General features: G+C 64.5%; 1 protein-coding gene. It reads left to right on the top strand.

Going from position 1 to position 893, the window contains the following annotated elements:
* Nucleotides 1-893: efflux RND transporter permease subunit (locus AC0L3H_RS32945; RefSeq protein WP_473588246.1), on the top strand; the 893-nt coding region annotated here is incomplete at both ends.

Raw genomic sequence — 893 nt, 5'->3', positions numbered from 1 at the left:
ACGGTGGTGCAACTGGTGACGAACGGGCTGAAGCTCAGCGAATACCGGCCGGCCGGTGCGGACGACGCCGTCGACATCAGGCTGCGTCTGCCCGAGGACCGGCGCACGCTGTCGACCCTCGACGACCTCAGGGTGCAGACGTCGCAAGGGTCGGTGCCGATCTCGAATTTCGTCGTGCGCAAGCCCGAGCCGACCGTCGGCATCCTCAACCGCATCGACGGCGCGCGCACCGTGGTCGTCCAGGCCAATGTCGCCGCCGGCGAGCAGGTCGCTTCTGTCCAGCAGCAGGTCAGCCAGGCTGTCGCCGAAGTGGATCTCGGCAGCGGCATACGCTGGAAGCTTGCCGGCTCGAACGAGGACAGCGCCGAGGCCAGCGCTTTCCTCAGCAAGGCCTTTGGCGCGGCGATCTTCCTGATCTTCCTGGTGCTTCTGATGCAGTTCAATAAGTTCACCAGCGTCTGGCTGGTGCTGTCCTGCGTGGTCATGGCGACCGTCGGCGTGTTCCTGGGATTGCTGTTGACTGGAGAGGCGTTCGGCATCGTCATGTCGGGCATCGGCGTCATCGCGCTGGCCGGCGTGGTGGTGAACAACAACATCGTGCTGATCGACACCTACGACCGGCTGCGCGAAGAGGGCTGGGACAAGATGGACGCCGTGCTGCAGACTTGCCGCGAACGTGCCCGCCCGGTGGTGCTGACGGCGGTGTCGGCGATCCTCGGCGTGCTGCCGATCGCTTTCGGCCTCGGTCTCGAAATCTTCCATCACGAGACGACGATCAACGCGCCGTCGACGCAATGGTGGATTTCACTGTCCTCGGCGATCGTCTTCGGCCTGTCCTTCGCCACCTTGCTGACTCTGGTGGTGACACCGTCGATGCTGATGGTGTTCACGCG

It is taken from the genome of Mesorhizobium sp. WSM4816 (genome assembly GCF_055811535.1).
This window is presented reverse-complemented; position numbering and strand designations above follow the sequence as displayed.